The organism is Burkholderia sp. BCC0405, from assembly GCF_902833075.1.
GTDB lineage: Bacteria > Pseudomonadota > Gammaproteobacteria > Burkholderiales > Burkholderiaceae > Burkholderia.
On the sequence record NZ_CADFEO010000021.1, the window covers coordinates 103221 to 121565 of the forward strand.

The 18345-nt window shown below is 66.6% G+C and carries 21 protein-coding genes and 1 pseudogene; 14 read left to right on the top strand and 8 right to left on the bottom strand.

The genetic code is table 11. The features are described 5' to 3' along the window. Nucleotides 1-28: 28 nt before the first annotated feature. From HWX36_RS28825 to HWX36_RS28835, 3 genes are all read left to right on the top strand, one after another. Nucleotides 29-976 carry a YncE family protein gene (locus HWX36_RS28825; RefSeq protein WP_175956907.1) on the top strand — a complete coding sequence of 316 codons (948 nt, stop codon included), beginning with the start codon at nucleotides 29-31 and terminating at the stop codon, nucleotides 974-976. 1 nt (nucleotide 977) lies between these two features. Continuing rightward, nucleotides 978-1949, top strand: coding sequence for an amidohydrolase family protein (locus HWX36_RS28830; protein WP_175956910.1), 972 nt, complete (start codon nucleotides 978-980; stop codon nucleotides 1947-1949). 62 nt (nucleotides 1950-2011) lie between these two features. Then, complete coding sequence (locus HWX36_RS28835; protein ID WP_175956912.1) at nucleotides 2012-3034, top strand: MerR family transcriptional regulator; 1023 nt, start codon at nucleotides 2012-2014, stop codon at nucleotides 3032-3034. Nucleotides 3035-3049: 15 nt separating this feature from the next. Here HWX36_RS28835 and HWX36_RS28840 read toward each other — a convergent pair whose 3' ends face one another. Then, nucleotides 3050-3865 (bottom strand): alpha/beta fold hydrolase, encoded by an 816-nt coding sequence (locus HWX36_RS28840; RefSeq protein WP_175956914.1) that lies wholly within the window; start codon nucleotides 3863-3865, stop codon nucleotides 3050-3052. A 13-nt stretch (nucleotides 3866-3878) separates the two neighbouring features. Further along, nucleotides 3879-5174, bottom strand: a complete 1296-nt coding sequence (locus HWX36_RS28845; protein WP_175956916.1) for an MASE1 domain-containing protein — start codon at nucleotides 5172-5174, stop codon at nucleotides 3879-3881. 254 nt (nucleotides 5175-5428) lie between these two features. Here HWX36_RS28845 and HWX36_RS28850 point away from each other — a divergent pair. Then, nucleotides 5429-5653 (top strand): annotated as a pseudogene (locus tag HWX36_RS28850) (hypothetical protein); the annotation flags it as partial. 12 nt (nucleotides 5654-5665) lie between these two features. Here HWX36_RS28850 and HWX36_RS28855 read toward each other — a convergent pair. Further along, nucleotides 5666-6166: a lipocalin-like domain-containing protein gene (locus HWX36_RS28855; protein WP_175956922.1), complete on the bottom strand. Its 501-nt coding sequence runs from the start codon at nucleotides 6164-6166 to the stop codon at nucleotides 5666-5668. Between the two features lie 162 nt (nucleotides 6167-6328). Between HWX36_RS28855 and HWX36_RS28860 the strand changes: the two genes are divergently transcribed. Both HWX36_RS28860 and HWX36_RS28865 read left to right on the top strand, forming a co-directional pair. Then, nucleotides 6329-7207: a LysR substrate-binding domain-containing protein gene (locus HWX36_RS28860; RefSeq protein ID WP_175956923.1), complete on the top strand. Its 879-nt coding sequence runs from the start codon at nucleotides 6329-6331 to the stop codon at nucleotides 7205-7207. Between the two features lie 155 nt (nucleotides 7208-7362). Then, a complete protein-coding gene (locus tag HWX36_RS28865) occupies nucleotides 7363-7800 on the top strand; it encodes a GNAT family N-acetyltransferase (RefSeq protein ID WP_175956930.1) in 438 nt (145 codons plus the stop codon). A gap of 25 nt (nucleotides 7801-7825) precedes the next feature. Here the strand turns inward: HWX36_RS28865 and HWX36_RS28870 are convergent, their stop codons facing one another. Then, nucleotides 7826-8656, bottom strand: coding sequence for a peptidyl-prolyl cis-trans isomerase (locus HWX36_RS28870; RefSeq protein WP_175956931.1), 831 nt, complete (start codon nucleotides 8654-8656; stop codon nucleotides 7826-7828). Between HWX36_RS28870 and HWX36_RS28875 the strand changes: the two genes are divergently transcribed. Further along, nucleotides 8640-8894, top strand: coding sequence for a hypothetical protein (locus HWX36_RS28875; RefSeq protein ID WP_175956932.1), 255 nt, complete (start codon nucleotides 8640-8642; stop codon nucleotides 8892-8894). The two genes, HWX36_RS28870 and HWX36_RS28875, sit on opposite strands and share 17 nt — an antisense overlap. 117 nt (nucleotides 8895-9011) lie before the next feature. Here the strand turns inward: HWX36_RS28875 and HWX36_RS28880 are convergent, their stop codons facing one another. Next, entirely contained in the window at nucleotides 9012-10946 is a 1935-nt protein-coding gene (locus HWX36_RS28880) for an SMP-30/gluconolactonase/LRE family protein (RefSeq protein WP_175956933.1), read from the bottom strand. 531 nt (nucleotides 10947-11477) lie between these two features. Next, a complete protein-coding gene (locus HWX36_RS28885) occupies nucleotides 11478-12782 on the bottom strand; it encodes a dicarboxylate/amino acid:cation symporter (RefSeq protein ID WP_175956934.1) in 1305 nt (434 codons plus the stop codon). A gap of 609 nt (nucleotides 12783-13391) precedes the next feature. On the opposite strand from HWX36_RS28885, the gene HWX36_RS28890 reads away from it, so the two are divergent. Next, complete coding sequence (locus tag HWX36_RS28890; RefSeq protein ID WP_175956936.1) at nucleotides 13392-14537, top strand: glycosyltransferase family 4 protein; 1146 nt, start codon at nucleotides 13392-13394, stop codon at nucleotides 14535-14537. Nucleotides 14538-14679: 142 nt separating this feature from the next. Beyond that, on the top strand, nucleotides 14680-15414 hold the full coding sequence (locus HWX36_RS28895; RefSeq protein WP_175956938.1) for a polysaccharide deacetylase family protein: 735 nt from the start codon (nucleotides 14680-14682) through the stop codon (nucleotides 15412-15414). 27 nt (nucleotides 15415-15441) lie between these two features. On the opposite strand, the gene HWX36_RS28900 is transcribed toward HWX36_RS28895, so the two are convergent. Then, on the bottom strand, nucleotides 15442-15594 hold the full coding sequence (locus HWX36_RS28900) for a hypothetical protein (protein WP_175956940.1): 153 nt from the start codon (nucleotides 15592-15594) through the stop codon (nucleotides 15442-15444). Nucleotides 15595-16182: 588 nt separating this feature from the next. On the opposite strand from HWX36_RS28900, the gene HWX36_RS28905 reads away from it, so the two are divergent. Together HWX36_RS28905 and HWX36_RS28910 are read left to right on the top strand one after the other, a co-directional pair. Then, entirely contained in the window at nucleotides 16183-16365 is a 183-nt protein-coding gene (locus HWX36_RS28905) for a hypothetical protein (RefSeq protein ID WP_175956759.1), read from the top strand. Between the two features lie 128 nt (nucleotides 16366-16493). Beyond that, complete coding sequence (locus HWX36_RS28910; RefSeq protein ID WP_244136540.1) at nucleotides 16494-16742, top strand: hypothetical protein; 249 nt, start codon at nucleotides 16494-16496, stop codon at nucleotides 16740-16742. 21 nt (nucleotides 16743-16763) lie between these two features. Here the strand turns inward: HWX36_RS28910 and HWX36_RS28915 are convergent, their stop codons facing one another. Next, entirely contained in the window at nucleotides 16764-16946 is a 183-nt protein-coding gene (locus HWX36_RS28915; RefSeq protein ID WP_175956942.1) for a hypothetical protein, read from the bottom strand. Nucleotides 16947-17386: 440 nt separating this feature from the next. On the opposite strand from HWX36_RS28915, the gene HWX36_RS28920 reads away from it, so the two are divergent. From HWX36_RS28920 to HWX36_RS28930, 3 genes are all read left to right on the top strand, one after another. Beyond that, nucleotides 17387-17584 (top strand): hypothetical protein, encoded by a 198-nt coding sequence (locus tag HWX36_RS28920; RefSeq protein ID WP_175956944.1) that lies wholly within the window; start codon nucleotides 17387-17389, stop codon nucleotides 17582-17584. Between the two features lie 158 nt (nucleotides 17585-17742). Beyond that, complete coding sequence (locus tag HWX36_RS37390) at nucleotides 17743-17919, top strand: hypothetical protein (RefSeq protein ID WP_244136541.1); 177 nt, start codon at nucleotides 17743-17745, stop codon at nucleotides 17917-17919. A gap of 49 nt (nucleotides 17920-17968) precedes the next feature. Then, complete coding sequence (locus HWX36_RS28930) at nucleotides 17969-18256, top strand: hypothetical protein (RefSeq protein ID WP_175956948.1); 288 nt, start codon at nucleotides 17969-17971, stop codon at nucleotides 18254-18256. The last annotated feature ends 89 nt before the right edge of the window (nucleotides 18257-18345 follow it).

Here is an 18345-nt window from a genome sequence, read left to right on the forward strand (position 1 = left end):
ATACCGAACGAAATTACGGAGACTCACCATGAACGACATCCTGTTGCTGGTGCAGAAATGCGCCCATACCTTCAGCTTCTACGACCTCGACACGAAAGCCGCGCTCAAGCACGTCGTGCTGCCGAACTTCCCGCACGAGTTCACCGTCGACGTGAACGAACGCTTTGCGTACGTCGGCATCTTCGGGATCGAGACCGCGTGGTCGCGCGGCCATGAAGGCGACCACCGGATCGCCGAGATCGATCTCGCCGCACGCACGCACACGCGCATGCTCGACCTGTGGCCGTACTACCGGCCGCACGGGATGGCGAGCGACCGCGACGGCCGGCTGTACGCGATGAGCGAGGCGCACGACATGCTGCTCGTGTTCGACGAGCCGACCCAACAGCCCGTGCCGAACATGGCCGTGCCGTCCGGCGGCGTGAAGACGCACCTCGTCACGCTCACGCGCGATGCGAGCCGTGCGTACGGCGTGCACCTGCTGTCGAATACCGTCACGCAGTTCCATCCGCGCGACGCGACGGTCGCGCCGCGTGCGGTCATGCCCGGCCCGCGCCCCGAAGGCAATGCGCTGTCGAGCGACGAGCGCACGCTGTTCGTCGCGAATCGCGGCGACGACACGCTGGTCGAGATCGATACCGAAACGATGACCTGCGGCCGCCGCGTGAAGACGCGCAGCGATCCGAACCGCATCTACCGCACGACCGCGCCGGACGGCCGCGACCTCCTGCTGCTCACCAACTCGGGCGAGCGGTCGATCTCCGTGTTCGATGCACGGCAGCTCGAGGAAATCGAGCGCATCGCGCTGCCCGCGAACCCGACCGCGCTGTCGTTCCATCCGTCGCGACGCGTCGCGTACGTGTCGTTCCAGGACGACTACGTGCGCGAGCTCGATCTCGATACGTGGCGTTTCGTCGGCGCACTGGCGACGCTGCGCGAGCCCGATGCGTCGTACGTGCTCGCCGGGGCACGCTGACATGCGCGACACGTCGCCGCGCGACGGCATGCCGGAGGCGCTCGTCGATGCGCATCACCACCTGTGGCGGCTCGATGCGGGCGCGCACTATCCGTGGCTACAGGAGGACTACGATCCGGCGCGCTTCATGTTCGGCGACTACGCGGCGCTGTGCCGCGATTTCGGGGTGGACGATCTGCGGCACGCGGCGCAGGGTGCGCCAATCGTCGCCAGCGTGCACGTCGAGGCCGAACGGGCGCGCGACGAGGCACTGGCGGAAACGCGCTGGCTGCACGAGGTCGCGGCGTCGCACGGGCTGCCGTCGGCGGTCGTCGCGTGGGTCGACCTGCTCGCTGGCGATGCGGATGAACGGCTCGCCGAGCAGGCCGCATGGCCGCGCGTGCGCGGCGTGCGCTTCAAGCCGCGCACCGCGGCCACGCCGGATGCATCGGTCGATGGGTCGGGCACGCTGCGCGATCCGCGCTGGCCCGCCGCGCTGGAACGCCTTGTCGCGCATCGCCTGTGCTGGGACCTGCGCGTGCCGTTCTGGCATCTCGAGGAGGCGGCTGCGCTGCTGGCCGATGCACCTGAGGTCGACGTCGTGCTCGAACATGCGGGGCTGCCGTGGGATCGCTCGGATGCAGGGCTCGCGCACTGGCGGCGCGGCATGGAGGCGCTTGCCGCGTCGCCGCGCGTGACCGTGAAGATTTCCGAACTCGGCTTGCGCGACGCCGTGTGGAACGACGCGGACAACGCGCGGATCATCCGCGACACGATCGCGATATTCGGCGCGCAGCGCTGCCTGTTCGCCAGCAACTTTCCCGTGGCCGGGCTGCGTGTGTCGTATCCCGCGCTGCTGCGCACGTTCGCTCGGGCGATGACGCACCTCGCCGACGCCGAGCGCCGCGCCATCTGGCATGACAACGCGCTACGGGTGTACCGGATCGACGTCGGTGCGGCCGCGTTTCATCGATTCGCGTGCCGTCGCGCTTGACCCGGCCCTTGGGATCGCCTTTATGCTGAGCGCAACGAATCGACCGCAGAGAGAGGTGACGGATGAGCACGTCCACGCCCCGTTTGAACGCATCGGCCGCCGCCGCGCGGCTCGGCGTATCGATCAAGGCGCTGCGGCTGTACGAGCGGCACGGCCTCGTCACGCCGGAGCGCACGCCGGCCGGCTACCGCGCGTATGGCCCGGACGCGCTCGCCCGCGCGGCCGACATCGCGGCGCTGCGTGCGCTCGGCCTCGGTCTCGCGCAGGTGGCAAGCGTGCTCGACGGTGACGCGCGCTGCCTGGACGACGCGCTGGCCGCTCACGAAGCGGCGCTCGATCACGGCATTCAGGATCTCGTGCGCAAGGTCGACCGCGTGCGCGCGATCCGCGCCGGCCTCGCACGCGGCCGGATGCCGGCCGACGGCGAGCTGACGCGGATCGTCGACGCCAACAGTGCCGGCGTGGCATTCAGCCTGCCGTGGCCGTGGGGCGGCGAATGGTTCGAGTGTCGTGACATCCGCCCGTTGAACTACATCATCGGTTCGCTCGGCAGCGGCAAGACGCGGCTGGCGCGCCGGCTCGCCGACTCACTGCCCGGCGCCGTGTTCGTCGGCCTCGATCGGCTGGAAAACGACGGCGCGGATGCGATTGCCGCGCTGCACGCCGATCCTTCATTGAAGTCGCGTGTCGAGCACGCATCGGCGTGGCTCGCCGAAAGGGGCGCGACGCCATCGGCAGCGCTGACCGCGCTGCTCGCCAGTCTCGAAGCCGAAGGCCCGCGCGCGCTGGTCGTCGACATGATCGAACAGGATCTCGACCGGCCCACGCAACAGGCACTGATTGCCCGTCTGCGTGAACATGCCGCCGCCGGCATGCGGCCGCTGTTCCTGCTGACGCGCTCGTCGGCGATCCTCGATCTGTCGGCGGTCGGTCCTGACGAAACCCTGCTGCTGTGCCCGGCCAATCACAGCCCGCCTTCGCGCGTGGCGCCTTACCCCGGTGCGCCCGGCTACGAAGCCGTGGCCACGTGCCTGGCGTCGCCTGAAATCCGGGAGCGGATCGCACGCCGGCCTGAAGCGGCGTGAGCCGCCGTCAGGCCGTCACGACTCCAGCCGCCCCATCCTGCGCGCCATCGCCGGACTCACCGCGTGCACCGGATCGAACCCGAAGAATTCGAGCACGTGGCGCGCGACGTCGTCGCGATCGTTGTCCGCGCAGATCATGTGATAGCTGTTCTCCAGCACGATCCCGCGCGCATCGGGCATCTTTTCCAGCAGGAAATCGGCCGAGCGCAGGCTCGTGAGTTCGTCCTCGCGCGCATGCAGCACGAGCGTCGGGCACGGCGTGCCGGCCGCGGCCTCGAGCGCCCAGTCGCGCATCCGGTCGACCTGCCGCACGCATGCGAGCGGCACCCATGCATAGTGGAAACTGTCCTCGCGCTCGAACTTCTTCTTCACGATCGCGCGGATCGTCGCGTTCTTGATGCCGAACGGATCGCCTTCCTCGACACGCATCCGTTCCGCCACACCCGGCACGCGGTACAGCACATGCCGCAACGCCCGGTACCACGGCGTCGACCAGCCGTCGATGAACACCGGCGTGGCCAGCAGCGCAAGCCGGCCGCGCGCGTGCTGCACGCGGTGGCACAGCAGCAGCGCAACCAGCGCGCCCATGCACATGCCCGCGACATGCAGCGTGTCGTAGTCGTTTTCCAGCGCGCGATACTGCTCGGTCACCGCGTCGAGCCATGCCTCCGCGCGCACGCCGACCAGATCCTCCGGGCGGGTGCCGTGCCCCGGCAGCGTGATCATGTGCGTATCGCCGCCCGCGCGCCGCATCGCCTTGTGCAGCGAACCGAGATCGTATTGCGTGCCGCCGAGCCCGTGGATCAGCAGGACGCCCGTGCGGCCGCTCATGACGCGCGTCCGCTCATTCGTCCGCCGCCGGCCACACGCGCTCGAGCTGCCAGACGCCCGCCACCACCGTCACGTCGACATTCGAATCGAGCAGCGGCGCGCCGTGATCGGTGATCGTCTGCGTGCCGCCGTCGCGCTGCACGATACGCAGCGACAGCGACGCGCGATCCTCGCCGGCAATCTCCGCATCCCAGTAGTCGCGCAGCGCCTCGCGGTCGCCCGGCTGCACGCGTTCGAGCACGAGCGGCACGCTCGCGATCTGCGACGTATCGACGCCGACGCCGAACACGCGCTCGACGTCACCGCTCCACTCGATCCGCCCCGAATCCGGATCGAGCACGTACGCGATCTGGCCGGCGCTCGCGAGCGCGAGCTCCATGTTGTTCTGCAGGACCGCCGCATGCTCGTGCACGCGTTCGCGCGTCGTCTTCAGCGTGCTCACCGTCAGCACCAGCAGCGACGCGACCGCCAGATAAAGCTGCGCCTCGAGCAGCGCACTCCCGTAGTGCTCGTGAAACGACGAGAACGGGCCGTCACCCTGCGCGGTCTGCTCGATCACGATCAGCGCGAGCGCCAGCACCGACGACGAGCCCGCGCGGCCGCCGAGCAGCAGCGTCACCGCGACGGTGAGGAACAGCGGGATGTACGTCAGCGCGAAGCCGGCGCCGGTGCCGAATTTCCGCGACGTGTCGCCGTCGAAGATCACGAGCGCGACGGCCACGACCAGCACGAACGAGACCATGCCGAGCACCAGGTCGAAGCGTTCGTGGTCGCCCGAGCGGTGCGCGCGAAAGCGCGACCATGACGCGAGCACCGGCGTGACCAGCAGCACGCCGACGAAATCCGACGCGCCCCACACCGACCACACGTCGAAGAACGGCGCGCCCTTGACCACCGTGTACCAGGCCGCGCCGCCGAGCGCGCCGACCACGCCCGCGATCAGGCCGGCGAGGATCACCGAGCGCAGGAAGTACAGCCCTTCGAGCGAGAAGCGCACGCGCTGGACGAGCCACACCGCGAGCGCGGCCGCGCCGACCTCGTCGACCGTGAACAGCACCGCGTTGACCAGATTGCCCTGTTCGATGACGCTCAGCGCGAGTTGCCCGGCCAGGAATGCGCCGGCCAGGGTCAGCCATTCGCGCATCGGCCGCAGCATGAACGCGCCGACCGTCACGCCGACCGGCAGCCAGATATAGCCTGTCAGCCGGACGGGGCCGTTGAACTGGTGCGAGATGTAGCCGGTCGCGAGATACAGCGCCGCCCAGAGCAGCGCGGCGGCGAGGCCCGGCCGCGATCGTTTGGTGTCCATCGAGAATCCCTGTGTGCTGCGCCTGCGGTCGGCGGGCGCGCGATGTGCGAATGATATCGGACGGGGCAGGCCGGGGAATACCGGGAGCCGGACGCGCGTGCGGGCGCCGGCGCGCCCGCACGCCGGCGGTTGTGACCGGGAAAATATCGGAAAAGTTCGGTGTGTGCCCGGTACGTCAGGGGCACGTCGGAACGTCGCTTTGGCCGGACGGCCAAAATCGCCCGCGGCCGGTGGATCGCACCCGGCATCCGCGGCGGCTGTACGACGGCACGTCGACGATTCACGCGGCGCTCACGTACGCCGGCTTCCTGTCGTGCGTGAACAGCAGTCAGATCAGCTTCGGGAAGGGCGACGTGCTCGTCTGCCAAGTCCGCATGCCGCAGTGGCACACCTCGGACGGAGCAAGAACCGAATACACAGTCACGGATGGCCTCGACCATCGCCCGGCCGGCCTGCAGATTCGGTTGCCGGGGCTGTGACGCCCTCTCGCGTCAATCCACTCGCCGCCACACCGAGATCGGTATGTCGCCGTTGGCACGCGGCGGCACGCGGTAGCTCAGTTCGCCGTCCTTCAATTGATAGCGTCGCGTCTGCGTTTGCCCGGCCCAGTTCGGGTACGACGCATTGCTGATGTGAAACGCGAGCTTGTGGTTCGCGGGATCGACGGTCAGCGTGCCGTAGTGGGTGCTCGAGCCGAGCACGGCTTCCCGGAATTCGTCCGGCGTGCCGGTCGCCTTGTCGTTCGACGCAAAGCGCGGGCGTTCCGACCTGAAGATCTGCAGCGAATAGTTGCCGTGCGCGTCGATCAGCAGCAGCCCCTTCGGATCGGCACCAAAGTCGCGTCCGATCGTACCGTCGGGATGTTGCACGTCCGCTGCGACCAGCGTCCACGCCCCCGCGAGCGACGGCGCGGCCGATGCGCCGCCCGGAATCATCGATGCGGCCAGCAGCATGCCGGGAAAGCCTTGGCGGAATATCGAGCGGATGTTCATTCACTGTCCTCGTCAAAAAGAAGGGAAGCCACCTCACGGACATCCGCAGCCGCGTATCGCGCGCATCCCCGTGAACCGGAACGACCGGTTCACTTGATGGTAGCGACGAGAATGTGCAATAAATACGATAATTCGAAATCGACCTATAAGCAAAACCGAATCATGACGCTTCCGAATCTCGACATGGATGCGCTGCGCACGCTGCTCGCCGCGGATCGGCTCGGCAGCCTCAACCGCGCCGCCGACCGGATCGGCCGCTCGCAGTCGGCGGTCAGCCAGCAGATGCGCAAGCTCGAGACGCAGATCGGCCAGCCGCTGTTTCGCCGCCAGGGGCGCGGCCTCGTGCCGACCGAGGCCGGCGAACTGATGCTGTCCTATGCGCGCCGCATTCTCGAACTGAACGACGAGGCGGTCGGCGCGATCCGCGGCGCGGCGATCGAGGGGGCCGTGCGATTCGGGCTGCCCGGCGACTTCGCCGAATCGTGGCTACCCGTCGCGCTCGGCCAGTTCAAGCGCACGCACCCGGGCGTGCGCGTCGACATCGTCGTCGACGGCAACGGCGCGTTGCTCGACCGGCTCGATGGCGGCGAACTCGACATCGTGCTCGCGATGGGCCGCGGGCATCGCGCCGACGCCGAACACCTGGTCACGCTGCCGATGGCATGGATCGGGCCGCAACGCATCGACGTGCGTCCGCGCGCCGGCGCGCCGCTGGATCTGGCGTTGTACCAGCCGCCATGCCTGTTCCGCAAGGCGGGCACCGATGCGCTCGACCAGGCCGGCATCCCGTGGCGGCTCGCTTACACGACCGGCAGCCTGCAGAGCCTGTGGGCCGGCGTCGCGGGCGGACTGGGCATCACGGCGAGAACGATGGCGGGGGTGCCGCCGACGCTGCGGCCGCTCGGCGAGCGCGACGGCCTGCCGCCGCTGCCGTCGGTCGACGTGTGCGTCCACGCGGGGGGAGGCGACGCGCCTTCCGCGCTCGTGAGCCTGAAACGCGTCGTGGTCGACACGCTGACCGCCAATCTCGGCGATGTGTAAAAGGCGTCCGGCCGGCGCGCCGCATGATCGGCCGCGCATGCGCGCCGGATTCGGCGCCGCGCCCTTTGACCGGCTGCCCGACATCGGGAATGATCCGCCGCGGGGGTAACCTTCCCATCGACGATCCCGAATGCCCGAACGAACGAGTCCGCACGATGACACACGCAATCCGCCTGCGCCCGGCGTCTGCCGCCGACCTGCCGTTCCTGTTGGACCTGCGTCGCCTCACGATGACCGAGCACCTGCAACGCGTTGGCGCGCCGACCGATGACGAAGCGCACGACCGGCGCATTCGCGCGAATTTCGACGATGCGATGATCGTCTGCGAAGGCGATGACGCCATCGGCTTGCTGAAGGTGACACGCGCGCCCGACGAGTGGCACGTTCACCAGATCCAGATCCTTCCCGCGCGCCAGGGCCGGGGCATCGGCGAAGCGGTGCTGAACGCCCTACTGAGCGACGCCGCACGCGCGCACGTGCCGGTGTCGCTCAGCGTGCTGCATGGCAACCCGGCGCGGCGGCTCTACGAACGGCTCGGCTTCCACAGCGAATCGGAAACCGAAACGAGCGCGAGCATGGTCTGGCGCGCGTGACGTCCGGCGTGCCGACGTCGCCGCATTACTGCGTGATCTTCGCGTCCTTCAGCAAGTTGCCGATCATCTGCGCACTCGCCTTCTCCACGGCGGCCGCCTGCAGTTGCTGCTGAAGCGCCGGCTTCGCGGTCGCGAAGCTCGGCACCTGCGTCGGCCGCTTCGCATCCAGCTTCACGATCGCCCGCACGCCATCGACCGGGATCGAATCGCTCGTCGCGGCCCCGACCTTCAGTTTCTCGAGCGCCTGCGCGACCGGCAACGGCAAGCCGGACGTCTTGCCTTCCGTCGCCGGCGTGTGGAAGCTCACCCACGGCAGCTCGCCGCCGGTATCGCGGCTCGGCGCCATGCTGTACTGACGCGCCAGCCCTTCGAACGACTTGCCCGCCTTCAGCTCGCTCAGCACCGTCGCGGCCGTCACCGGGTCCTGGACGATGATCAGGCGCGGCTTGTACTCGTTCTTGCCGAGCGCGGCCACGAGTTCGTCGTAGCGCGCCTTGACCTGTTCCTCGGTCACCGGCTCGGGCTTCACGTTGTCGCGCAGGTAAAGCTGCACTTCGGCATTCGCTTTCGCCTGCTGCACCGCCGCCTTGACCTCGGGCTTGTCGGCGTAGTTCGCCTTCTCGGCGGCCTGCTGAACCAGCACGCGCGTGATCAGCTGGTTCTTGATCGCCTGGCGGATCTGCGGCGAATCGGGTTGACCGGACGCGCGCAGCAACGTATCGACGTCGGCCTGCGTGATCGGTGTGCCGTTGACCGTCGCAACGGTCGCCGTGGTCTCTGCATGGGCAGTTCCGCTCAGCGCGCCGGCCAGCATGGCGATCAGCAACAGGCGGTTCGGTGTGGTTTTCATCTTCATCGTTTCGTCACTTCGGCTCAAAAAACACGGCATGGGGTTGCCGCGCACATTCACCGGCGCTGCAATGCGCCGGCGCAACCAGTCGGTCGATTCGGTTCATCGTCGCGGGCACACGCAGTGCCTGCCGGTGCCGCTGTCATTGTGCCCGGAACCGATTTTCCGCGTCGTATGGTTGGGGGCGGCCGCCCGGCGGCCGGTGAGGCGCGCGTTGCGCACGCCGGTCATTACGGACGCGTGATGTGGAAATTCGGTGGAAACGGCATGGAAATCCCGCGAAGTCGCGACGAATACCGTCATTGCTTCGCGGGCCCGGCCGCCGACCGAGGTCGAGGCGGCCGCGCGCGCCTCGTCAAAGTCAGGGCATCCACCGGTACACAGTGATGCTGTTCCCTTTCACGTTGTTCTTCATCACCACGTACTCGCCGTTCGATCGACGGTACGCGCGGATGCTGTACATCGCATCGATCGCGCTGCTGGTGTCCACGGTGGCGGGGCTCGCGTTGACCAGCGTGGTATCGAGGTTGCCGGTGGTGAGGTTGAACGCGTCCACGTTCGGCCACAGCGGCCCGCTGCTGCTGAACCAGTAGCCGACGAACAGATGATTGCCCGCCGCGTCGATCGATTTCGCACCGCTGTGCGGCAGCGTGATCACCGGGTCCGGCCTCGTCGTGTTGCCCGCGCTCCAGCCGTGATACACCTCGATGCGCGTGCCGATCGAGGTCCAGTCGTTGCTCCCGACGGCGCCCTGCGCGAGCACCATCGTGTCGCTGTCCGCGAGATAGACGATGCGCGTGAGCGGCTGGATGCTGTCGGGCACGCGGGTCGCGACGCCCGGGCCCCACGACGGCTTGCCGCTCGCGTCGAAGCCGGCCAGCGGGTAGTGGGTAATCGCGCCGGTCTTGTCGAGGCCGGCCCACACGCCGCCCTTGCTGTCGATGCTGAAGCCGCTCGTCACGCGCCGCGTCGTGTTGAACGCGGGGCCCGGAATCGAGCCGTCCGGGATCGCGATATAGCCGTTCGCCGCGTCGAAGTGGAAGAAGTAGAAAATCGGCGGGTTCTGGCCCGCCGCGACGAGAATCCGGTTCGCGCCCACCGACGTGAGCAGCCCGAAATGCTCGTCGCGCTGCGTGTCGCTCATGTCGATGCGCGGATCGGCGGGATACGTGAACGGGTCGACCGTGTTCGCGACGAACGTGCCGCCCGCGCCGCCGCGGTACACGTGCGTGCCGCCGTAGAACAGCGCGCCATCCGTGACCGGATCCGGCGCGGCGATGCCTTCGAAGTTCAACGACTGCAGCGTCCACCGCAGGCTGCCGGTGCTGCTGTACGCATGGATGTCGGTCGCGCCGTTGCGGCCGAGATCCCAGCTGCCGCCCCACGGATTGTTGAGCACGTAGAGATTGCCGCCGGTGTCCTTGCCAAGCCCGACGATGCGCGTGAAGCGCTGCGCACCGACCTGCCCCTTGACGCCCGTCGTCGTGTCGAGATAGCCGCCGCGCACGCCGAATGTGCCAGCCAGCGCGGGCCGGCCCGACACGGTATAGCGCTTGATGTTCTGGTCGGGGCCTTCGTCGCCCACCAGCAACTGCCTGGCCGCCGCATCGAAATACAGCGCCGACGGCTGCGACCCGGCCGGCATCCGGATCGTGTTCAGCAGTGCACCGGCCGGGCTGAAGCCGACGATCGAGCCCGCGCGCTTCTGCGCCACCCACACGTTGCCCGCACCGTCCACCGCGAGCGCGCCCGGCCCCGCTACGCCGATGTCCCGCTGCCACACGCCGTCGGTGGTGAACACGCGCACGCGATTGCCGTAGAAGTCGCTCGCATAGAGCAGCGAGCCGGCCGTCGCGAGCCCGGTGACGACGTCGATGCGCGGCTGGTTGGTCGCCGCGCTGACCTGGATGACGCGGTCGCGATATTTCGTTGCGCGGTTGTAGCGCCCCACCGCGCCGCTGCCGTACGTCTTGCCCGGCTGCAGCGCGACGAACAGCGAGGTCGCGTTGCCCGTGATCGCGCCGCCCTGGAACTCCGAGTGCGTGCCGATCGAGCCGACGCTCTTGCCGTCCTGGTAGATCGCGACGCCCCCCTCATCCTCGTCCCACATCGACGCCGTGTAGATCACGCCTTCGGGCGCGACCCACATCGAGCGGGCGACGTTGCCGACGTGGGCTGCGAGCGTGCCATACGTGTTCGCCAGCCAGTCGGTGGTGTTGCGTGCATGAACGCAGGGGGTCATCGCGGCGATCGCTGCGGCAAGAAGCGCAGCCTGAAACCGTTGTCTGGCGACCATGACGGATGCGCTCCTGAAGGGTGCGAACATTCACATGAAGGGCCGGCCGGATGGCTTGAAAACCGCGATGCGTCAATTTTTCCCCTGAATCATCCGGCGCAGTCGGTATTACGTGCCGCATGCGTTCGATCATGCGCAGCGCGAGCATAGCGTCATATAAATCGAAAAAAATTGCGGACCGCTCGCGCCGTTGCGCTTTTCACGGGTTCGGCCTCGACGCATTGCCTGTCGCGCTCATGCGTGCTGACGGCGAGCGCGGCTGCGCGACAGTGAATGGTCACTTACGCGTCGGATCGGGGTCGGGAAAATCAGGCTCGTGCCTGCGGGAATATCGCCGCTCGATCAACGGCGACCGGTTGAAATAGCGAGCGCCAGCGTCAGGGAATCGGCGAAGTCCGCCGCACTCACGGTGGAATGATTCCGCCAAACACAATCGCCGGCCTGAATCCATAGCGAATCCAGGCCGGCGATCATCGTTTGCCAGGGAGCAGGCAACGCGCCACTACCGCTGCGCTGCCGCACGGCCGTGCCTCATGCCGATGCCGAGGTTTCCGGCACCTTCACCTGCATGGCGCGTCCGTTGTCCGGATCGTTGTCGTCGCGCGGATCGTCGAGCTGCCCTTCCCACTTCGCGACCACGGCCGCCGCGATCGAGTTGCCGACGGCGTTGGTGGCCGAGCGCCCCATGTCGAGGAACATGTCGACGCCCATGATCAGCAGCAACCCGGCTTCGGGCATGTTGAACTGGTTGAGCGTCGCCGCGATCACGACCAGCGACGCGCGCGGCACGCCCGCCATCCCCTTCGACGTGACCATCAGCATCAGCAGCATCGTGATCTGCGTGCCCAGCGGCAGATGGATGCCGTACACCTGCGCGATGAACAGCACCGCGAACGTGCAGTACATCATCGAGCCGTCGAGGTTGAACGAATAGCCGATCGGCAACACGAAGCTCGAGATCTTGCGGTTCACGCCGAAGCGGTCGAGCGCGTCCAGCAGCTTCGGATACGCGGCTTCGGAGCTCGCCGTCGCGAACGACAGCAGGAACGGCTCGCGAATCAGCCGGATCAGCGTGAACGCCCGCTTGCCGAGGAACGTCACGCCGGCGAGCGTCAGCACGCCCCACAGCAGCGCCAGCGCCAGATAGAAGCTCGCCATGAACTTCGCGAACGTGAGCAGGATGCCGAGCCCCTGGGTCGTGATCGTCGACGCCAGCGCCGCGAACACCGCGACCGGCGCGAACCACATCACCGCGCCCGTCACCTTCAGCATCACTTGCGCGAGATCGTCGATCACGCCGGTCAGGCGCTTGCCCGACTCGCCGAGCGCGGACAGCGCGGTACCGAAGAAGATCGAGAAGACGACGATCTGCAGGATTTCGTTGTTCGCCATCGCTTCCGCGATCGACTTCGGCACCAGGTGGACCACGAAGTCCTTCAGCGTGAAGGCGCCCGTCTTCAGGCCGAGGGCCGCATCGGACGCCGGCAGCGGCAGGCTCAGATGGCTGCCCGGTTGCAGGATCGTTGCGGTCAGCAGGCCGAGCAGCAACGACGTGAACGACGCGATGAAAAACCAGCCGAACGCCTTGACGCCGACGCGGCCCACCGCGTTGCCGTCGCCCATCTGCGCGATGCCGACGGTCAGCGTCGCGAATACCAGCGGCGCGATGATCATCTTGATCAGGCGCAGGAACACGTCGGACAGCAACGACACGTAGCCGGCAACCTCCTTCGCCATGTTCGGGTCGGGAAATGCGCTATGACAAGCGTAACCCACTGCGATTCCAAGAATCATCGCGACAACGATGTACTTGGTGATGTTGTGCTTCTTCTTCATTAGTAATCCAAATCACAAAGCGTATGTTGCTAACGGCTGGCACAGCTTTCGCGCCCGGCTACGAATCGAAACCCATGTCTCTCTGGGTGCGACAAGTCCGCCGTTGGCGATCGCCATGGCGGACAGGGGGGGGCATTCTAACGCAAATGGCACCCCTGCTTTCAAATCTGAAAGCCGACCGGGTTGATCTGCGTCCGGATGTCGTCGAAAAGGCGGGTTTTGTCGCGATCCTGCCCGCTTCCTGCGTGGGCGGCCGCGGGGTAATCGGGCCGCATCGCCGTTCGCACCGGGCTCGCCACGGTTCATGTGCCGGCGAGTGGCACCGTGTCGCCGGACTCCCCCTCGCCCCCGGGCGGCATCGCACTGCGTGACGACACGGCCAACGATCGCGACACATTCTCACAAAGATGCGCAGACCTTGACACTACGGCCCGTAACGCGTCTGTAATATTTGGCAACGATTCGCGGTGACGTCCCGCCCGGGCGCCGATGCGCAATGGCGCATCGGCAACGCGGAACCGGATTCGAGTCGTTGCTTTCAACAAGTCGAAATATTGATTTTTTTCAGTAGTCCTGCCCTATGAATGACCGAGGAAAGGCGGCATCGTGATGAACATCCTGTATACCAACTTCCACGGCGACTACGGTGGCGGCCAGGACACCTACGTCCGCGATCTCGCCGCCGCGATGAGCCGGCATCATCGCGTGACCGTCGCGTCACCGGAAGGCAGCCGCCTGTCGCGGCTGCTGAAGGACAGTCCCGACGTGGCCATCTTCGACATGGAATTCAAGCCGCGCTGGAACCGGCTGTGCCGGGAAATCCTCCGGCTGCGCCAGCGGATCGTCGCCGGGCGCTTCGACGTCATCCACGTCAACGGGTCCGCCGATCACCGGCAGGTGATGCTCGCGCTGCTCGGCTGCCGGTATCGGCCCGCGGTCGTGCTCACCAAGCACAACACCTATCGTGCCGACAGCTTCGGCAACGTGCTGCGCGCCCGGCTGGCAACCGACCACACCATCGCGGTCAGCGACTACGTGGCGGGCATGCTCGCGCTCCGGTCGCCGTATGGAAACGTCACGGTCGTCAAGCACGGCGTGCGCCGGCAGGCCGCGGAACGACTGGCCGGCGACGAAATTCGCCGCCGCAAGATCGCGCTGTTCGGGCCGTCCGGCGCGGACGCGATCGTGCTGGGCAGCAGCGCCGGCACCACGCCGGAGAAAGGCTGGATGGACCTGATCGCGGCGCTGGGCCGCTTGCCCGAACACGAGCGCGAGCGGTTTCGCGTGCTGCTGGTCGGCGCGGAGCCGACCGGCGAGCAACGCGAGCAGATCGCGCTGCACCGCATGGCCGCGCGCACCGCTTTCACCGGCCGGCTCGACGACGTGTGGACACCGTTCTCGATCGTCGACGTGTCGTTCGTGCTGTCGTACCAGGAGAGCCTGTCGTATGCGTGCCGCGAAGCGATGTCGCTCGGCTGCCCCGCGATCGTGACGCGCGTGGGCGGGCTGCCCGAGAACGTCGAGCCGGGCGTGGACGGCTGGGTCGTCCCGCCGCGCGAGCCCGAAGCGATCGAGCAAATCCTGCGCGCGATCATGCGCGAGCCCGGCTGCGTGCAAGCGATGGGACACAACGCGCGGCTGAAGGGCAGGCGCGAATTCTCGTTCGAACGATTCGTCGACGCGACGCTGTCCGTCTATCAGAAATCGATTCGCCACAACCCCTATCGTCGGGTGGCCTCCATGAGGTCAGTTTAACGACCATGAACATCTGGAAGAAGTACTGGGACCTGCGCACGCAGGAGTGCCCGTGCGACGTGCACTTCGTCGAAAGCGGCGACTTCAAGACCCTGCGGATTTTCCGCAAGGCCGTGTCATTCCCCGTTCTCGCGACCCGCTCATGCTGCTGCCCGCCACGCGCTACCCGATCCTGATGTATCACCAGGTCCGCACGCCACCGCCGCCGCCCGACCGGCTGCGCAGCCTGAGCGTCGCGCCCGATGCCTTCCGCCGCCAGATGACGCTGTTCAGGCGGCTCGGCTACCGCGGCCTGAGCGTGCGCGAGCTGCAGCCGTACCTGTGCGGCGAGCGCAGCGGGAAAGTCTTCGGCATTACGTTCGACGACGGCTTTCGCAACGTGCTGACGCATGCGATGCCCGTGCTGGACGCGGTCGGCTTCACCGCGACCTGCTACTTCGTCGCCGGCCGGTTCGGCGGCGAGAACGACTGGGATGCGGGCGCCGATACCGCACGCTCGCCGCTCATGACGTACGCCGACATGCTCGCATGGCGCGATCACGGCCATGAGATCGGCTCGCATACACTCGATCACGTCGCGCTGTCGCACGTGCCGGCGCACGTATCGGAGGTTCAGATCATCGAATCGAAGCAGCGGCTCGAAGCGTTGAGCGGCCAGCCCGTCGAATCGTTCTGCTACCCGTACGGCGACCTGGACCCGCGCGTGCGCGACCAGGTCGCCGCCGCGGGTTACCGCAACGCGACGACGACCCGGCGCGGCTGCGCCGATGCGTACGACGATCGGTTCCTGTTGCCGCGGATTCCGGTCGCGGGCGGCGTCGGTGCGATGCGACTGTGGTTCAAGTGCGCAAAGGCGCGGGTTCGGAGACGCAGGTAGTTCACGCTGCCGCGACCGTCGCCCTGGCTACTCCGGCCGCTGCGTGCGGAATGCGAGCAGACCGGTCAGCGCGATTCCCATAAAAAGGATCCATCCCGGCGCGAGCGTCGTCCAGCCCGCGGCGATGCTGCCGATGAAGTTGCCGAGCATCCCGCCGATCGCCCACGAAATCCTCGACATCGCGTGTAACGCCCCATTGAGGCTGCGTTGCGAATGGCGTCCCGGGCAGGCAGGCATGCTGCGCTGCCAGGCTAGCCGCCGTGGCCTCTAGCGCTTCACCCATCGAATACGGTTCCACGATCATCTGATGGATGGGCCGCGTGACGGTCAAGCCTCGCCGCGGCTCGTACGCCGACAGGGTTTCCGCCTCGACGCCTGACGCAGGGCGACAGACATCTCGGATTCGACCGAGCATGCGCCCCTACCGCCCATGCGACCTGAGAAAAGCGCCCCGTCCGGGCGTCGGTGGCGTCCAGGTGATCGGATGGCGCCCGTTGGCCCGGCGGCCGATCAACCGCAGCCTGTCGCAAGACGCATGAGCGCGCGTTTGCCGACATCCCCGCGCCAAGACCACGGAGGTTCGCTTTCCGACGCGACTATTTTCCAGTCCATGACCTGCTTGATCGTTGCGACCCCATCGCTGGATATGGGGCGCTACCGATCAGGTAGAGCACGAGCGTACCGTCCCCCGGATTGTGGAGGCGGTTCGTCTGCGCGGCATGATGCAGGACTTGGGAATCCTTCTGCCAAGACGCCTAGAATTCAGTCATGGCTGCATTCCACAAGGAGGCTGTCATGACTCAGTCGATGATTGGATGGGTGGTTGCTCTTGCTGTGATCGCGGTGGTTGCAGTCGCGTTGGCGCGCCGTTTCCAGAGCGAACATCCAGGTATGCACGTCGTTCAATGGTTGGATTCCCATCACTTGGGGTGGATGCATCGCAAACATTGACATCTCCGCGCGGGCGGCGACAACGCCGCCTTGCCGAAGTTTGCCGGGGACCACGCTCACGGACGCCGACGGGCGAGTGAAGTCGGCCATGTCGTTGTCTCACCAAGTGTCTTGGCAAGGAAAGCATCATGGATGATGAAGTGTGTACAACCCATACGCACGTGGCGCGCCTTCGCGTGATGAAGACCGTGTCCGGGCGCTATCGCGGCATCGTCCACTTGCACCGCATCGGAGAGGATCCAGGTTTCTCTGAGCAACACGATACCGAAGGGGATTTCGCGACGAACGTGGAAGCGCGCGACGCCGCTCGGTCGCTTGCGCGCACTTTGCTCGAAGAACACATCCAGGGGTACGAAAAGACGCAAGGAATCGATTGAACCCGCCTCGCGGCTGGGTCGTTACGCAGCCTCGATCGGTAACACGACGTCCATCAGCGCGTCGCGCGGCAGCTGCACAATGCGGCCGCTCGTCCGTTGATGTGCCTTCAGCGCACCAGGCAAAAAGGAATATCGGCGTTTCGACACGAGTTTTCCGTTGACCGGCAGCCTGGCGTCGGCTTGCGCATTTTCAGTTCGGGACACGCGTCTGCGTTTGTCGCGCGCTCCCATGCATTGCTGCACAACAGGGGGCCGCATCAAGGTACTGCGTCGAGCATCCGATGTTCGCCACGGTTCTGGTCGATGTTGTCTTCTGCATAACGCTGCGAAGCCAGGCGTGCGTCAGCGGCACGGGCAAACGGCGACGCGTTCAGGCGATATTGGAACAAGGCTGATCGGCGACGGCTCATGGCGGCAACTGGCCGACGCGGTTCACGGGATGCTCGGCGACGCAGGCGATGACATGGCGCAGGTAGCGCCTTAACCGGTCCATACGCGCGTGGCCTATCGACATCAACGGCAAGGGGCGCCAGGTCGAACGCTACTGGCTGGCTTCGGCTTGTGGCCACGGGCGCGCCAGAGCGTGACGGAGCAGGGGCGGAAGCCGCCGATCGACGATGTTGGGCACTCGCGAGGAACCGACCATGACACCGCATGACGTGATGGCAATCTTCGAGCGGATGAACGCACAGGGAAGGGCGGCCGCCGATCTGGACCATGCTTGTGCCGAGTTCGCCGGCTGGTTGGCGGAGGCATGGAGTCGATTGAGCGAGGATGAGATCGCACTGCTGACGTCGATCGGCGCCTCGCTGTATCGCGAGGGGTATGCGAGGCGGTACTAGGCAGGTTCGGGGCCAGCGTGAATAGATGGGCGGGGCGGATCGAAAGAGCGTATAAAGTCCGAATGACTATCCCTTCCGTTACCGCCGAGTCGGTCCTGGGTCTGTTCAGGCTAATTGCCGGAAGAGAGGAACGCCGGGCTTCTGGCGAGTCGCCGAGGATGGCGGCGCTCCTGACGCTTGCCGAGCAGCTTGCACGCAACCATCAGGCAATGACGGAAGATAGTTGGGATGCAACCGTTCGTGTTGGCGGCCTGCTGTTGCGAGCGGAAATGATCAACAACGACGCTGACACGATGGTGCTCGAGTTGCTGAGCCGGCTGCGGCAGCGGAAATGAAAAACCTCGTTCGAGAGTATGGGGAGTCGTCCCCTGTGGAGTGACCAACATGTCGACACACCTGCATATTCTCTACAAGGGGTACGAACTTCATCCCCTCGTCTTCGCCCGCACATTCAGTCGCTTTGACGGACACTCCCGTTATGCCGAAGGGTATGACATTGCGGTACGGATATGTCGCCCGGGCGCGATCTCAACCTCCGCCGCAAGCCGTGTTTTCAGGCTGGGCCAACCGCATGCATTCTCCGACTTTGGCATGGCAAGGCGTGCCGCCCGGCAGCAGGGAAAGGACATCATCGACGGAAAAGTGAGCGGGGCTTCGGTCACCGACATGTGATCAGGCTGCCGGCGTCCGGCATCGGCTGATGGGTTCGGGCCGCGGGCGGCTCTCTCGTTGGTGTTCACCCGGAATTGACCCGCCTGGGC

Bases quoted from the DNA above. Each gene is read 5' to 3' on its own strand.
- HWX36_RS28825 (WP_175956907.1), top strand. From the start codon at position 29: ATGAACGACATCCTGTTGCTGGTGCAGAAATGCGCCCATACCTTCAGC.
- HWX36_RS28830 (WP_175956910.1), top strand. From the start codon at position 978: ATGCGCGACACGTCGCCGCGCGACGGCATGCCGGAGGCGCTCGTCGAT.
- HWX36_RS28835 (WP_175956912.1), top strand. From the start codon at position 2,012: ATGAGCACGTCCACGCCCCGTTTGAACGCATCGGCCGCCGCCGCGCGG.
- HWX36_RS28840 (WP_175956914.1), bottom strand. From the start codon at position 3,865: ATGAGCGGCCGCACGGGCGTCCTGCTGATCCACGGGCTCGGCGGCACG.
- HWX36_RS28845 (WP_175956916.1), bottom strand. From the start codon at position 5,174: ATGGACACCAAACGATCGCGGCCGGGCCTCGCCGCCGCGCTGCTCTGG.
- HWX36_RS28855 (WP_175956922.1), bottom strand. From the start codon at position 6,166: ATGAACATCCGCTCGATATTCCGCCAAGGCTTTCCCGGCATGCTGCTG.
- HWX36_RS28860 (WP_175956923.1), top strand. From the start codon at position 6,329: ATGACGCTTCCGAATCTCGACATGGATGCGCTGCGCACGCTGCTCGCC.
- HWX36_RS28865 (WP_175956930.1), top strand. From the start codon at position 7,363: ATGACACACGCAATCCGCCTGCGCCCGGCGTCTGCCGCCGACCTGCCG.
- HWX36_RS28870 (WP_175956931.1), bottom strand. From the start codon at position 8,656: ATGAAGATGAAAACCACACCGAACCGCCTGTTGCTGATCGCCATGCTG.
- HWX36_RS28880 (WP_175956933.1), bottom strand. From the start codon at position 10,946: ATGGTCGCCAGACAACGGTTTCAGGCTGCGCTTCTTGCCGCAGCGATC.
- HWX36_RS28885 (WP_175956934.1), bottom strand. From the start codon at position 12,782: ATGAAGAAGAAGCACAACATCACCAAGTACATCGTTGTCGCGATGATT.
- HWX36_RS28890 (WP_175956936.1), top strand. From the start codon at position 13,392: ATGAACATCCTGTATACCAACTTCCACGGCGACTACGGTGGCGGCCAG.
- HWX36_RS28895 (WP_175956938.1), top strand. From the start codon at position 14,680: ATGCTGCTGCCCGCCACGCGCTACCCGATCCTGATGTATCACCAGGTC.
- HWX36_RS28900 (WP_175956940.1), bottom strand. From the start codon at position 15,594: ATGTCGAGGATTTCGTGGGCGATCGGCGGGATGCTCGGCAACTTCATC.
- HWX36_RS28905 (WP_175956759.1), top strand. From the start codon at position 16,183: ATGGCTGCATTCCACAAGGAGGCTGTCATGACTCAGTCGATGATTGGA.
- HWX36_RS28910 (WP_244136540.1), top strand. From the start codon at position 16,494: ATGGATGATGAAGTGTGTACAACCCATACGCACGTGGCGCGCCTTCGC.
- HWX36_RS28920 (WP_175956944.1), top strand. From the start codon at position 17,387: ATGACACCGCATGACGTGATGGCAATCTTCGAGCGGATGAACGCACAG.
- HWX36_RS37390 (WP_244136541.1), top strand. From the start codon at position 17,743: ATGGCGGCGCTCCTGACGCTTGCCGAGCAGCTTGCACGCAACCATCAG.
- HWX36_RS28930 (WP_175956948.1), top strand. From the start codon at position 17,969: ATGTCGACACACCTGCATATTCTCTACAAGGGGTACGAACTTCATCCC.